The 14,269-nt window shown below is 69.7% G+C and carries 11 protein-coding genes; 9 read left to right on the top strand and 2 right to left on the bottom strand.

Annotated features, from left to right (window positions below):
* The first annotated feature begins 65 nt into the window (after nucleotides 1-65).
* Both ACFZDA_RS29765 and ACFZDA_RS29760 read left to right on the top strand, forming a co-directional pair.
* Nucleotides 66-1,328, top strand: a complete 1,263-nt coding sequence (locus ACFZDA_RS29765; RefSeq protein ID WP_391087530.1) for an MFS transporter — start codon at nucleotides 66-68, stop codon at nucleotides 1,326-1,328.
* A gap of 124 nt (nucleotides 1,329-1,452) precedes the next feature.
* On the top strand, nucleotides 1,453-1,962 hold the full coding sequence (locus ACFZDA_RS29760) for a hypothetical protein (protein WP_391087527.1): 510 nt from the start codon (nucleotides 1,453-1,455) through the stop codon (nucleotides 1,960-1,962).
* 100 nt (nucleotides 1,963-2,062) lie between these two features.
* On the opposite strand, the gene ACFZDA_RS29755 is transcribed toward ACFZDA_RS29760, so the two are convergent.
* Nucleotides 2,063-3,508, bottom strand: coding sequence for a CCA tRNA nucleotidyltransferase (locus tag ACFZDA_RS29755; protein ID WP_391087524.1), 1,446 nt, complete (start codon nucleotides 3,506-3,508; stop codon nucleotides 2,063-2,065).
* Nucleotides 3,509-3,765: 257 nt separating this feature from the next.
* On the opposite strand from ACFZDA_RS29755, the gene ACFZDA_RS29750 reads away from it, so the two are divergent.
* The 7 genes from ACFZDA_RS29750 (at nucleotide 3,766) to trxA (ending at nucleotide 13,552) form a co-directional block, all read left to right on the top strand.
* Entirely contained in the window at nucleotides 3,766-6,156 is a 2,391-nt protein-coding gene (locus ACFZDA_RS29750; RefSeq protein ID WP_391087521.1) for a DUF6049 family protein, read from the top strand.
* Nucleotides 6,157-6,199: 43 nt separating this feature from the next.
* Entirely contained in the window at nucleotides 6,200-8,506 is a 2,307-nt protein-coding gene (gene murJ / locus ACFZDA_RS29745) for a murein biosynthesis integral membrane protein MurJ (RefSeq protein ID WP_391087518.1), read from the top strand.
* Between the two features lie 140 nt (nucleotides 8,507-8,646).
* A complete protein-coding gene (locus tag ACFZDA_RS29740; protein ID WP_391087515.1) occupies nucleotides 8,647-10,365 on the top strand; it encodes a protein kinase family protein in 1,719 nt (572 codons plus the stop codon).
* A gap of 26 nt (nucleotides 10,366-10,391) precedes the next feature.
* Nucleotides 10,392-11,117: an RNA polymerase sigma factor SigM gene (sigM, locus tag ACFZDA_RS29735; protein WP_391087512.1), complete on the top strand. Its 726-nt coding sequence runs from the start codon at nucleotides 10,392-10,394 to the stop codon at nucleotides 11,115-11,117.
* The gene (locus tag ACFZDA_RS29730; RefSeq protein ID WP_391087509.1) at nucleotides 11,114-12,037 is read left to right on the top strand and encodes an anti-sigma factor family protein; all 924 of its coding nucleotides are present in this window, start codon (nucleotides 11,114-11,116) and stop codon (nucleotides 12,035-12,037) included. Before sigM ends, ACFZDA_RS29730 begins: the two co-directional genes overlap by 4 nt.
* 168 nt (nucleotides 12,038-12,205) lie before the next feature.
* Nucleotides 12,206-13,174: a thioredoxin-disulfide reductase gene (trxB, locus tag ACFZDA_RS29725; protein WP_391087506.1), complete on the top strand. Its 969-nt coding sequence runs from the start codon at nucleotides 12,206-12,208 to the stop codon at nucleotides 13,172-13,174.
* Between the two features lie 45 nt (nucleotides 13,175-13,219).
* Nucleotides 13,220-13,552, top strand: coding sequence for a thioredoxin (gene trxA, locus ACFZDA_RS29720; RefSeq protein WP_391087503.1), 333 nt, complete (start codon nucleotides 13,220-13,222; stop codon nucleotides 13,550-13,552).
* A 93-nt stretch (nucleotides 13,553-13,645) separates the two neighbouring features.
* On the opposite strand, the gene ACFZDA_RS29715 is transcribed toward trxA, so the two are convergent.
* On the bottom strand, nucleotides 13,646-14,263 hold the full coding sequence (locus ACFZDA_RS29715; RefSeq protein WP_391087501.1) for a GNAT family N-acetyltransferase: 618 nt from the start codon (nucleotides 14,261-14,263) through the stop codon (nucleotides 13,646-13,648).
* Nucleotides 14,264-14,269: the final 6 nt, after the last annotated feature.

Here is a 14,269-nt window from a genome sequence, read left to right as displayed (position 1 = left end):
AGGGCTGTGAGGGTCCCCGGGTCGTACGACCCGGGGACCCTCTCCCGTATGTGAGGCTGTGCCCCATGGCCGTCGTCCGTGACCTGCGTGTCCTGTTGCGCTTCCAGGGCTTCAGGCGCCTGCTCGGCACGCGCCTGCTCTCCCAGGGTGCCGACGGCGTCTACCAGGTCGCGCTCGCCGCGTACGTGGTCTTCTCGCCGGAGAAGCAGACCTCGGCGGCCGCGGTCGCCTCCGCCATGGCAGTGCTGCTGCTCCCGTACTCCCTCGTCGGCCCTTTCGCCGGTGTCCTGCTGGACCGCTGGCGGCGCCGCCAGGTCCTGCTCTACGGCAGCCTGCTGCGCGCGCTGCTGGCTTCCGCCACGGCCCTGCTGATACTCAGTCCCGCTCCGGGCTGGCTCTTCTACGTCTCCGCCCTGTGCGTCACCGCCGTCAACCGTTTCGTCCTCGCCGGCCTGTCCGCCGCCCTGCCCCGCGTGGTCGACGCCGAGCGCCTCGTCCTCGCCAACTCCCTCTCCCCGACCGCCGGGACACTGGGAGCGATCGCGGGGGGCGGTCTCGCCTTCGCCGTCCGACTGGTGGTGGCGGACTCCGACGCCGCCGTGGTGCTCATGGGAGCCGTGCTGTATCTGTGCGCCGCCCTGGCATCGCTCAGCATGGCGCGGGAACTCCTCGGCCCCGACCAGACCTTGGCCCGCGTGCGGATCGGGACGGCTCTCACCGGCACCGCTCGCGATCTGGCGGCGGGCGTACGTCATCTGGCCGCGCCGCAGCGCCGGGAGGCGGTGTGGGCGCTCGCGGCCATGGCGCTGATGCGCTTCTGCTACGGCGCCCTGCTGGTGATGCTGCTGATGCTCTGCCGGTACGCGCTCACCACGACCACGAACGACGGGCTCACCCTGCTGGGGCTGGCGTTGGGCCTCTCCGGCGCCGGCTTCTTCGCGGCGGCCGTGGTGACGCCCTGGGCCGCGGGGCGGCTTGGGCCGGGCCGCTGGATCGTCGTGTGCGCGGGGGCCGCCGCGCTGCTGGAGCCCGCTCTCGGGCTGCCCTTCGCCGCTGCCCCTCTGCTGGCCGCTGCCTTCGTCCTGGGTCTGACCACCCAGGGGGCGAAGATCGCCACGGACACGATCGTCCAGTCCTCCGTCGAGGATGGCTTCCGTGGCCGGATCTTCTCGGTCTACGACGTGCTCTTCAACGTCACTTTCGTCGGCGCCGCCGCCATCGCCGCCCTGATGCTGCCGCCGGACGGCCGGTCCGTGGCGCTGGTGATCACGATCGCCGTTATCTACGCGGCAGTAGCTGTGACTATGGGCCGGTTTGGCCGCCAGTAAGTGTCACATCAATGACACAGAGCCACATCCGGCTACGGAGGTGTCAGTGGGGACCGCTACCTTACGTGGGTCTTATCTCGCGACATGTTCGCGTCACTCAACCATGTTCTAGGGGGACCACCAAGTGACCACTCCGCCGCCCCAGGGCAACCCGTTCGCGCAGGGCCAGCCCGCGGGTCAGCCCCAGGCCCCGTACCCGCCGCAGGGCGGCTACCCCCAGCAGCCGGGCCAGCCCGGCTTCCCGCCCCAGGGGGCGGCTCCTTACGCTCCGGTTCCGCCGCAGCCCGCCGGCCGCAAGCTCAGTTTCAAGACCATCAAGAACATCGCCATCGTCATCGCGGTGGCGGGCATCGCCATCGGCGGCTACATAACCAGCCGCGACGATGCCAACACGGCGTCCGTCGGTAGCTGCATGCACCGCGGCAGCTCCAACGACAACAACCCGGACCTCGAAGTCGTCGAGTGCAGCGATGCGAAAGCTCAGTTCGTGGTGCTCGCGAAGATCGAGGGTGCGTACCTCACGGAGACCTTGGCGTCGAGCAAGTGCGAGGCCGAGGCCAAGGACTTCCAGTACACGTACACCGAGAGCGGTGACGGCAAGGACTTCCTGCTCTGCCTGAAGGACAAGAAGTAAGGCAAGGCGCAACGAGGGGCGGTGTTTCACGTGAAACACCGCCCCTCGACCCGTCTGCCCGGGTCATGTTTCACGTGAAACATGACCCCGTTTCACGGCCTCAGCCCTCCTGACCGGCCCACCACTCCTTGAGCGCGGCCACTGCGGAGTCGTGCTCCATCGGCCCGTTCTCCAGGCGCAGCTCCAGCATGTGCTGGTACGCACGGCCGATGACCGGACCGGGACCGACGCCGAGTACCTCCATGATCTGGTTGCCGTCGAGGTCGGGACGGATCGAGTCCAGCTCCTCCTGCTCCTGAAGCTTGGCGATGCGCTCCTCCAAACCGTCGTACGCGCGCGACAGGGCCGCCGCCTTGCGCTTGTTGCGCGTGGTGCAGTCGGAGCGGGTCAGCTCGTGGAGGCGGTCGAGGAGCGGACCGGCGTCACGGACGTAGCGACGGACCGCCGAGTCCGTCCATTCGCCGGTGCCATAGCCATGGAACCGCAGGTGGAGTTCGACCAGACGTGAGACGTCCTTCACCAGCTCGTTGGAGTACTTCAGAGCCGTCATGCGCTTCTTGGTCATCTTCGCCCCGACCACCTCGTGGTGGTGGAACGAGACACGGCCGTCCTTCTCGAAGCGACGCGTGCGGGGCTTGCCGATGTCGTGCAGCAGAGCGGCCAGGCGGAGGGTCAGGTCGGGGCCGTCGTCCTCCAGTGCCATCGCCTGTTCCAGGACGATCAGCGTGTGGTCGTAGACGTCCTTGTGCCGGTGGTGCTCGTCACGCTCCAGGCGCAGGGCCGGCAGTTCGGGCAGCACGCGGTCGGCGAGGCCCGTCTCGACGAGAAGGGTCAGGCCCTTGCGCGGGTGCGGCGACAGGATCAGCTTGTTCAGCTCGTCCCGCACCCGCTCGGCCGAGACGATCTCGATCCGCCCGGCCATCTCCTTCATCGCCGCGACGACCTCGGGGGCGACCTCGAAGTCGAGCTGAGCCGCGAAGCGCGCAGCCCGCATCATCCGCAGAGGATCGTCGGAGAAGGACTCCTCCGGGGTGCCAGGAGTACGCAGCACACGCGACGCGAGGTCCTCGAGACCGCCGTGCGGATCGATGAACTCCTTCTCCGGCAGTGCGACAGCCATCGCGTTCACCGTGAAGTCACGGCGGACGAGATCCTCCTCGATGGAGTCGCCGTACGACACCTCGGGCTTGCGCGAGGTCCGGTCGTACGCCTCCGACCGGTAGGTGGTCACCTCGACCTGGTAACCATCTTTCTGCGCTCCGACCGTGCCGAAGGCGATCCCGACCTCCCATACGGCATCCGCCCACGGGCGCATGATCTTGAGTACGTCCTGGGGGCGGGCGTCGGTCGTGAAGTCCAGATCGTTGCCGAGCCGGCCCAGCAGCGCGTCCCGGACCGAGCCGCCGACCAGGGCAAGCGAGAACCCGGCCTCCTGGAAGCGGCGGGCGAGGTCGTCGGCGACAGGAGCGACCCGCAGCAGTTCACTCACCGCGCGGTGCTGCACCTGACTCAGGGCACTGGGCATTTCTTCGTTGGCGTTCGGCACAACAGAAGAGGGTACGTGGCCCGGGCGCCCCCGACCTCCCCTTATGACGCATGCAGACACGTCCCGCAATACGCACACAAGGGGCACCCTTGAGGTGGAGACAACCGCTGCCCGCCATACAGCTACATACCGGACAGCTCGGCGCCAGGCCGCGATCTTGTCGAACGGACCGCGGCACTTCCCCTCAGCGCGCATCGTTACCATGCGTGGACGCACATTCCGACGACCACTGACGACGACGAGGGACGGACGAGCGCGTGGCCGAGGCGGCAGACTTCCAGGGGACCAGTGCCTCACCTGCCCGCCGGTGGCTGCGGCGCACCGGAGCACTGCTCGCGGGCGCGCCCCTGCTGACCGGAATCCTCCAGTTGCCCGCCGCGACGCCGGCGGACGCGGCCGGGCAGGAGTCCGCGCAGGCTGCCTCCGGCACGAGCGGCTCGGTGTCCGTAGCTGTCGACTCGCTCAGCCCCAGCGCCCCCACCGAGGGCGACACGGTCACCGTGACGGGCACGGTGACGAACAACGGCAAGCAGCCGGTCACCGACGCCCATGTGGACCTGCGGGTGGGGCCCTCGCTCGACACCCGTTCCGCCATCGACAGCCTCGCCAAGAAGAGCGACGACGTCCAGGGCCCCGCCGGCGAGGCGGTCGGCGGCAAGTACACCGAGAAGTTCCCCAAGCTCACCCCCGGGGTGGCGGAGCCCTTCAACATCTCCGTTCCGGTCGACGAGCTGGACCTCGGCCGGGACGGCGTCTACCAGCTGGCCGTCGCGCTCTCCGGTGAGACCGCCGCGCAGCCCTGGGACCAGGTTCTCGGCGTCCAGCGCACGTTCCTGCCGTGGCAGCCGGAGGAGGCCGGCACCAAGACGAAGACCACGTTCCTGTGGCCGCTCGTCTCCGACGTCCACATGACGGCCGAGACGGGGTCGAACGAGCAGCAGACGCCGGTCTTCAGCAACGACGACCTCGCCGAGGAGATCTCCCCGGGCGGCCGCCTCGACCAGATGGTGTCGCTGGGCAAGGGCCTCGACATCACCTGGGTGATCGACCCGGACCTGCTGGCGTCCGTCGACGCGATGACGAGGACCTACCAGGTCAGGGGCGAGGACGGCGCCACCACCCCCGGCAAGAACCAGGCGGTCGCCAAGCAGTGGCTCTCCGAGCTCCAGCAGGCGGTGGTGGGCAAGGATGTCGTCGCCCTGCCGTTCGGCGATCCGGACCTGGCCTCGCTCGCCCACAACGGCACGGCCGTCACGGGCTCGCTGAGCCACCTCAAGGAGGCCACCGACGCCGTCGACAACACGGTGGAGCCGATCCTCCACGTGAAACCGTCCAAGGACTTCGCATGGCCCGTGGACGGCGCCGTCGACCCGTCGATCATGAAGGTCGCGACCTCGGCGGGCGCCGACAAGGTGATCGCCCGCAGCGACAGCCTCCAGGACGGCCTGTCCTACACGCCTTCCGCGGCCAGGCCCATCGGCGGCGGCACCACGGCGGTCGTCGCCGACTCCAGGATGTCCACGGCGTTCCAGGGCAACCTGACGAGGGCCTCCGGGTCCACGCTCTCCGTGCAACGCTTCCTGGCCCAGAGCCTGACGCTCGGCCTCCAGACCGGCAAGCAGCGCAGCGTCGTCGTCGCCCCGCAGCGCACGCCCTCCGTGAGCCAGGCGCAGGCGATGGCCGAGGCACTGGGCGCCCTCCAGGGCGGTAACTGGTCCGAGTCGCAGGACCTCACGGCCGCCGCCAAGGCCAAGCCGGACCCGTCGGCCAACAGGAGGGTGCCGCCCGCCTCCGCGTACCCCGTCTCGCTGCGCAGGCAGGAATTGCCGCGGGCCGCCTTCGAGCAGATCGCCAGGACGCACGACAAGCTCGACAACTTCAAGGTGATCCTCACCGACGAGTCCCGGGTGGTCACCCCCTTCGGGCGGGCCATGAACCGCGAGATGTCCACGTCGTGGCGGGGCCGGGGCGTCGCCGCAGTGGGGTACCGCGACAACGTCGAGTCCTACCTCGACGGGCTGATCGACGGGGTCAAGCTGATCGAGAAGTCGGAGACCAAGCTCTCGGGCCGCAGCGCCACGATCCCGGTCACCGTCCAGAACAACCTGGTCCAGGGCGTCGAGCACCTGGAGCTGCGGCTCACGTCGAAGAACCCGACACGGCTCAAGATCGGCGGCGACGCCTACGAGGAGCAGCGGGTCACCGTGAACGGCGGGCACAGCCAGTCGGTGAAGTTCACCACGTCCGCCAACGCCAACGGCCGGGCGGAGGTGGTCGCCCAGCTGTACACGGAGGACGGCCAGAAGTACGGCGAGCCCGTCACCTTCGACGTGAAGGTCACCGAGGTCACGCCCACCGTGATGCTGGTCATCGGCGGTGGCGTCCTGCTCCTGGTCCTCGCCGGCTTCCGTATGTACACCCAGCGCAAGCGCGCCGCCGCCCGCGAGGCCGCCGAGGACGACGCCACCGCGGAGGCTGACGACGACGTCGATGCTCCGCAGAACCCGGAAGCCCCCGGCGACCGTCTCAAGGAGGAGTCCGGGGCCGGCTCCCGGGCAGACGCCCCGCAGCAGCCGAGTGACCCGGCCCCGGACACCGCAGCGGAAAGCGCCGACCCGTCCGGCACGGGTGAGAGAGTGGACCGTTGAGATGTCGTGGCCGGTGGGCCCGGGACGATGAGGTGGGGTAACCATGAACGCGCCGTACGACGGTGACCACGGCCGTGGCGTGGGCAACTCGGGCTACCCCGAGTCGGGCGGGCCCGAGGGCTCGCAGCCCGAGCACGGCCAGGTGCCGCCGCAGCCGCCCGCGGACATGTACCTCCAGGACGCCTACGGCCAGGACCCCTACCAGGCACAGGACCTCTCGGCCCAGGACCCGGTCGCCGAGGCGCGCTACGACCGCGCCGCGCACCCCCCGCCCCCTCCGGGCACGTACCAGCCCCAGCAGCAGCTGTACGCCCAGCCGCCGCAGTCGCCGTACGCACCCGACCCGCAGGTGTGGGCCCAGACGCCCGCGCCGGAGCCGGAGGGCCCGACCAGGCACCTGCCGTACGGCGACGACGCCCGGACCACCCAGTTCGTGGGCGTGGACGACCTCGTCTCCCAGGCGGGCGAGCCGCGCCAGGAACCGGACGCGTTCGCGCATCTCTTCCGGGACCAGCAGCAGGGCACCGGGCACCCGTCCTACGAGTCGCCGTCGGTCCCGGGCCCTTCCCCGGCCCCGGGCCAGATGGCTCAAGGACAGTACGCGGCGCAGGGGCAGTACGCGGCGGGCCAGTACCCGGCTCCCAGCGAGAACGCTGCGACGCCGGCGGTGGAGGGCGCTCCCGCCCCGGAGGCCGCTGCCTCGCCCGCTCCGAAGAAGGCCGGCCGCGCCGCGGGCCTGATGAAGTCCAGCGCCGTGATGGCGGCGGGCACGATGGTCTCCCGCCTGACCGGCTTCATCCGCTCCGCGCTGATCGTCTCGGCCATCGGCGTCGGCTTCCTCGGTGACACCTTCCAGGTCGCCTACCAGCTGCCGACGATGCTCTACATCCTCACGGTCGGCGGCGGTCTCAACTCCGTCTTCGTACCGCAGCTCGTGCGCGCCATGAAGGACGACGAGGACGGCGGCGAGGCCTATGCCAACCGGCTGCTGACCCTCGTCATGGTGTCGCTCGGTGCCCTCACCGCGCTCGCGATCTTCGCCGCGCCCCTCCTGATCCGCCTGATGTCCCCCTCGATCGCCAGCGACCCCGCGGCGAACCAGGTCGCCATCACCTTCGTCCAGTACTTCCTGCCCTCGATCTTCTTCATGGGCGTCCACGTGGTGATGGGCCAGATCCTCAACGCCCGCGGGAAGTTCGGCGCGATGATGTGGACCCCGGTCCTGAACAACATCGTCATCATCGTGACGCTGGGCATGTTCATCTACGTCTACGGCACCGCCGCCGACTCCGGGATGAAGGTCACGACCATCCCGCCGGAAGGCCAGCGCCTCCTCGGCGTCGGTGTCCTTCTCGGCCTCGTGGTCCAGGCGCTGGCGATGATCCCCTACCTGCGCGAGACCGGCTTCCGCCTGCGGCTGCGCTTCGACTGGAAGGGCCAGGGCCTCGGCAAGGCCATCACGCTCGCCAAGTGGACCGTCCTGTTCGTCCTGGCCAACCAGGCGGGCGCCATGGTCGTCGTCTGGCTGTCCACCGCGGCGGGCAAGGCCTCGCCCGTCGACGGCACCGGCTTCTCCGCCTACGCCAACGCACAGCTGATCTGGGGCCTCCCGCAGGCCATCATCACGGTCTCCCTCATGGCCGCCTTGCTGCCGCGCCTGTCGCGCTCGGCGGCCGAGGGCGACGGCGGTGCCGTCCGCGACGACATCTCCCAGGGCCTGCGCAACACGGCGGTCGCCATCGTGCCGATCGCGTTCGGTTTCCTCTCGCTCGGCATCCCCATGTGCACCCTGATGTACGGCTCCTCCGGCACCAGCGAGGCCACCAACATGGGCTTCATGCTGATGGCGTTCGGTCTCGGCCTGATTCCGTACTCCGTGCAGTACGTCGTCCTGCGCGCCTTCTACGCCTACGAGGACACCCGAACTCCCTTCTACAACACGGTCATCGTGGCCGCGGTCAACGCGGGCGCCTCGGCGGTCTGCTACTTCGTCATCCCGTCGCGCTGGGCCGTGGTCGGCATGGCCGCCTCGTACGGCCTGGCCTACGCGATCGGCGTCGGCGTCGCCTGGCGCCGGCTGCGCAAGCGACTGGGCGGGGACCTCGACGGCGCCCGGGTCCTGCGGACTTACGCCCGACTGTGCATCGCGTCGATCCCGGCCGCCCTGCTCAGCGGCGCGGCCTGCTACGGCATCGGCCGCACGCTCGGCCAGGACGTCGTGGGCTCGCTCGCCGGGGTGCTGGCCGGAGGCGCCGTGCTGCTCGTGATCTTCTTCGTCGCCGCCCGCCGCATGCGCATCGAGGAGCTCAACTCGCTGGTCGGCATGGTCCGCGGACGCCTGGGACGCTGAGTCGGGGGGTGGGCGCACAACCATCGTCAGCCACCGCGTGTCGTGCATAGCGGCGGACTGTGGGCACAATTGGTTTCGGCGTCGAACGGCGCGCAACGGATGCCGGGCGGCGCGCAATGGATGGGGAGGCAGGAACGACGGTGGCGGAACGGAGTACGGCTGCCGTCGACGTGGCAGACAACAGCGACGAGACGTCGCTGACCGCACAGGCGGACCAGTCCACGGCCGACGGGGTGGCCAAGAACCGGGAGCGGGACACGGACAGCGACGAGGCACAGGAGAGCACCCGGACCGACGGTCCAGGGAAGACCTCGCCGCCCGAACTGCACAGTGGTCACAAACTCGCCAGACGCTACCGCCTGGAGGAGTGCGTCACCCGTCTGGACGGTTTCAGCAGTTGGCGTGCCGTGGACGAGAAGCTCCGCCGTGCCGTCGGCGTGCACATCCTGCCCGCTGACCACTCACGGGCCCGGTCCGTCCTGGCCGCCGCCCGCTCCTCCGCCCTCCTGGGCGACCCGCGCTTCGTCCAGGTGCTGGACGCGGTGGAGGAGAACGACCTCGTCTACGTCGTCCACGAGTGGCTTCCGGACGCGACGGAACTGACCACGCTTCTCGCCGCCGGGCCGCTGGAGCCATACGACGCCTACCAGATGGTGAGCCAGATCTCCTCCGCCATGGCCGCCGCCCATCGCGAAGGTCTCGCCCATCTGCGGCTCAACCCCAACGCCGTCCTGCGGACCTCGACAGGCCAGTGGCGCATCCGGGGGCTCGCGGTGAACGCCGCGCTGCGGGGGGTCGCGTCCGACACCCCGCAGCGCACGGACACCGAGGCCATCGGCGCCCTGCTGTACGCGGCGCTCACCCAGCGCTGGCCGTACGAGAGCGATGCCTACGGGCTGTCCGGCCTGCCGAAGGACATCGGCCTGATCGCGCCCGACCAGGTGCGTGCCGGTGTGCACCGCGGCCTCTCCGAGCTCTCCATGCGCGCGCTCGCCAACGACGGCGCCACCGCCTCCCGCCACGAGTCGCCGTGCACCACGCCCGAGGAGCTGGTGAAGGCGATCGGCGAGATGCCCCGCATCCGCCCGCCGGAGCCGGCGTTCACCGCCCCGCCCGAGTACCAGCGCACGGCGTACCAGCAGGGCACGTACGGCCGCCAGACCCCGCGCCCCGGTGCCACCCAGCCGGTCCCGACCCCGCCGCCCCCGTTGCAGAGCCGCACGGGCAAGGCCCTGAAGTGGGCCGTGTCCGCGCTCCTGATCGCCGCGCTGGGCCTCGGCAGCTGGCAGCTGGCGGACGCGCTGATGGACCAGGGCGGCAAGTCCGAGGACCCGGGGCAGACGCAGAACAACGACGACGGCGACAAGAACAAGAGCCGCCCGGCACCGAAGCCGATCGCCATCAAGGGCGCCGAGGAGTACGTTGCCAAAGGCGACGCCCAGCACCCCGCCGACGTGACCAAGACCTACGACGGCAACACCTCCACGGGCTGGCGCACCAGCAGCTACCTGGACGGCCCGAAGATGGTGATAAAGCCGGGTGTCGGCATCGTCTACGACCTCGGGTCCGAGAAGGAAGTCTCGACCGCGACACTCTCGCTGCGGTACGGCGGCAACCACACCACGGTGGAGATGTACGCGACCGACACCCTCGGTTCGTCCACGCCACTGAGTGCCATGAAGAAGCTGGGCACGGCCACGACGAGCAGCACCTCCGCGAAGGTGACCGTCGACAAGCCGGTGAAGAGCCGGTACCTCCTGGTGTGGCTGACGGCCCTGCCGTACTCCGGCGACGACCCCGCCAACTACAGCAACCCGGGTTACAAGCAGGCCATCACCGAAGTGAAGTTCACGGGCTGAGCGCCGACCGAGGGGAAGGGGGTTCGATGGCGGACCGCGCCGAGCACAGCGGTGCCAGTGATCAGGATCTCCTCGCCCGCCATGTCGAGGGCGACCCCGACGCCTTCGGTGAGATCGTGCGGCGGCACCGTGATCGGCTCTGGGCCGTCGCCCTGCGGACGCTGGGAGACCGCGAGGAGGCCGCTGACGCGGTGCAGGACGCCCTCGTCTCCGCCTACCGGGCCGCCCACACCTTCCGGGGCCAGTCGGCCGTCACGACATGGCTGCACAGGATCACCGTGAACGCCTGCCTGGACCGCGCCCGCAAAGTCGCTTCCCGGAAGACCTCTCCGGTCGACGACACCGAGCGCCTGGAGCAGCTGCTGGAGCCGCACGAGTCGGCGTCGGCGCCCGCCGAGCGCAACGACCTCCACCGCCAGCTCATCGAAGCCCTGGGAACCCTGCCGGCCGACCAGCGAGCGGCCCTCGTCCTGGTGGACATGCAGGGCTACCCGGTCGCCGAGGCGGCCCGCATTCTCGACGTGCCGACCGGCACGGTGAAGAGCCGATGTGCGCGCGGCAGAGCCAGACTCCTGCCGCTGCTCACCCACCTACGGCCGGACAGCCCCGGTGGGAGCAAGAAGCCGGGCGGGGAACGGAACCGGACGCCCGGGCCAGCCGTCCCACCCGCAGCAGGACCGCGCCGAGCGGAACCACCGGACACAGGACCGAGCGACCCAGCGGCAGTGAAGGGCGGAGGTGGACGAGCGTGACGTCGACGACAGACATGGCCGGGCACCCGGACGTCGCGGAGATCTCGGACCTCACCGAGGGCCTCCTCCCACCGGCGCGGAGCACCGACGTCCGCAGGCATCTGGACGAGTGCGAGCTCTGCGCGGACGTCCACGCCTCCCTTGAGGAGATCCGCGGCCTTCTCGGCACCCTGCCGGGCCCTCCGCGCATGCCCGCCGATGTCGCAGGCCGCATCGATGCCGCCCTCGCCGCCGAGGCCCTGCTGAACGCCACGGGGCCGGAGACCGCAGAGCGCCAGACGCCGGTGAGCACCCCCCGTTCCCCGTCCGAGGACGACAGCGGTGCGCATGTTTCACGTGAAACATCGACGCCCGCCGACCGGCCCGCCGGACGCCCCCGCTCCTCCACCACCGGCCCGGGCCGCAAGAGCCGCACACGGAACGGGCGCCGGAGGATCGCCGTTCTGGGGACCGTCTTCACTGTCGCCGCCCTGGGTCTCGGGTCCGTCCTGCTGTCGTCGCTCGGCGACGGCAAGCCCTCGCATGAAACGGCGAGCGGACCAGCGACCGCCCCGGCGGACACCTTCTCCGAGGGGAAGCTCGAGAAGCAGGTCACCGATCTCCTGGCGGGCAAGCAGACCAAGAAGGGCGGCTCCCGCACCCCGTTCGGCGCGGAGACCGCCCCCGCCCCCAACCATCCTCAGGTCTTCCGGGAGCCCACCGTTCCGGGCTGCGTTCGTGACGGCATTGGGCGCAAGGACACGGCCCTCGCTGTGGAGAACGGCAGGTATCAGGGGAAGAAGGCCATGCTGGTACTGCTCCCCGACGCATCAGACGCCACTCGGGTCACTGCCTACATCGTCGACGCGACCTGTGTGGATCATGCCGCGGCCAACACCAAGGGCACGATCCTTCTCCAGCGCTCGTACCCGTCCGCCTGAGGCACGTCTTCGTCGTCACCCGGCGCGGTACCCGGCACAGGGAGCGCATCTTCGTGTGCCCGGACACAGCGGGAATGCTCGCCCCTTAGGATCCGTTGGGTGGGGTGAGAGCTCCGAGAGAAGCTCCCACCGGTCGAACGACGCAGTCCAGAGACGAGGAATCCAGCCGTGAGCGACGTCCGTAACGTGATCATCATCGGCTCCGGGCCCGCCGGCTATACGGCGGCGCTCTACACCGCGCGCGCGTCGCTGAAGCCACTGGTGTTCGAGGGCGCCGTCACCGCCGGCGGTGCGCTCATGAACACCACCGACGTCGAGAACTTCCCGGGCTTCCAGGACGGCATCATGGGCCCCGAGCTCATGGACAACATGCGCGCGCAGGCGGAGCGCTTCGGCGCCGAGCTCGTCCCGGACGACATCGTCGCCGTCGACCTGACCGGTGAGATCAAGACCGTCACGGACACGGCCGGTACCGTCCACCGGGCCAAGGCCGTCATCGTCGCCACCGGCTCGCAGCACCGCAAGCTCGGTCTGCCGAACGAGGACGCCCTGTCCGGTCGTGGGGTGTCCTGGTGCGCCACCTGTGACGGGTTCTTCTTCAAGGACCAGGACATCGCCGTGATCGGTGGTGGCGACACCGCCATGGAGGAGGCCACCTTCCTCTCGCGGTTCGCCAAGTCCGTGACCGTCGTCCACCGCCGCGACACCCTGCGCGCCTCCAAGGCCATGCAGGAGCGCGCCTTCGCCGACCCGAAGATCACGTTCGTGTGGGACAGCGAGGTCGCCGAGATCCAGGGCGACCCGAAGCTCTCGGGCCTGAAGCTGCGCAACCTCAAGACCGGCGAGCTTTCGGACCTGCCGGTGACCGGTCTCTTCATCGCCATCGGACACGACCCTCGCACCGAGCTCTTCAAGGGTCAGCTCGACCTGGACGACGAGGGCTACCTGAAGGTGGCCGCGCCGTCGACGCGCACGAACCTGACCGGTGTCTTCGGTGCCGGCGACGTGGTCGACCACACCTACCGTCAGGCGATCACCGCGGCGGGGACCGGCTGCTCCGCTGCTCTCGACGCCGAGCGCTACCTCGCCGCCCTCGCGGACGAGGAGCAGTCCGAGCCCGAGAAGACCTCTGTCTGACCTCTCCCTACCCGCCCCACGCATCAACCAGTTAAGGAGCCCGCCGTGGCCGGCACCCTGAAGAATGTGACCGACGACTCCTTCGAGCAGGACGTCCTCAAGAGCGACAAGCCCGTGCTGGTGGACTTCTGGGCCGCCTGGTGCGGTCCGTGCCGCCAGATCGCGCCGTCCCTCGAGGCGATCGCCTCCGAGTACGGCGACAAGCTCGAGGTCGTCAAGCTGAACATCGACGAGAACCCGGGTACGGCCGCCAAGTACGGCGTCATGTCCATCCCGACCCTGAACGTCTACCAGGGTGGCGAGGTCGCCAAGACCATCGTGGGCGCCAAGCCGAAGGCCGCGATCGTTCGCGACCTCGAGGAGTTCATCGCCGAGTGAACCGGCGGAGCCGTCTGAGCGGCGGTGCGTGTTTCACGTGAAACACGAATGGGCCAACCCGGAAGGGTTGGCCCATTCGTTTGAGTGCCTGCCCTACAGCGGCCGCAACGCCGGTTCCTTCTGCACCGCTCCCAGGAGCCGGTCCAGGGCCATCTCGACGTCTTCCTTCCAGGAGAGCGTCGATCGCAGTTCCAGCCTCAGCCGGGGATAGGTGGGGTGCTGCCGGACCGTCTTGAAGCCCACCGCCAGGAGGTGATCGGCGGGCAGCACACAGGCCGGTTCCTTCCAGCGCGCATCCCCGAACGCCTCGATCGCCTTGAACCCGCGCCGCAGCAGGTCCTTGGCAACCGTCTGGACCATCACCCGGCCGAGCCCCTGCCCCTGGTACCCCGGCACGATGAACGCGGTCATCAGCTGAACAGCGTCGGGGGAGACGGGACTCGTGGGGAACGCCGCAGAGCGTGGAACATAGGCGGGGGGCGCGTAGAGCACGAAGCCCACCGGCACATCATCGACGTACACGACCCGGCCGCAGGACCCCCAGTCCAGCAGAACGGCCGAGATCCAGGCTTCCTTCTCCAGAGCGGACTCGCCCGCCTTTACCGCGGCCTCACCGCTGACCGGGTCGAGCTCCCAGAAGACACACGACCGGCAGCGCTGGGGAAGGTCCTGAAGGTTGTCCAACGTGAGCGGTACGAGCCGGCGCCCCATGAAGGC

Origin of the sequence: Streptomyces sp. NPDC007991 (assembly GCF_042958445.1) — a bacterium.
GTDB lineage: Bacteria > Actinomycetota > Actinomycetes > Streptomycetales > Streptomycetaceae > Streptomyces.
This window is presented reverse-complemented; position numbering and strand designations above follow the sequence as displayed.